Below are 209 nucleotides of genomic sequence, written 5' to 3'. Positions count from 1 at the left end.
ACCGCCGTCTCGTCGTCCGGCAAATTCCGCAGCAATTGCCGCAAGGCATTGAGTTTGGCCGGGCGGTCCGGGTCGCGGCGGGCGACGACCGGGCGGGGCCGCCGCCACACCAGGCCAGCTTCCCGGAGGGACTGCCGGACCGTCTCGCGTCCGGCCGCGATCCCGTGGTCTTCCCGGAGGACGACGGCGACCGCCTCGCATGACCACCG

The 209-nt window shown here is 73.2% G+C and carries 1 pseudogene; it reads right to left on the bottom strand.

Going from position 1 to position 209, the window contains the following annotated elements:
- Positions 1 to 161, bottom strand: a pseudogene (locus BGIM_RS68620) (IS630 family transposase); the annotation flags it as partial.
- Positions 162 to 209: the final 48 nt, after the last annotated feature.

This window comes from Zavarzinella formosa DSM 19928 (genome assembly GCF_000255705.1).
GTDB classification, from domain to species: Bacteria; Planctomycetota; Planctomycetia; order Gemmatales; family Gemmataceae; genus Zavarzinella; species Zavarzinella formosa.
This window is presented reverse-complemented; position numbering and strand designations above follow the sequence as displayed.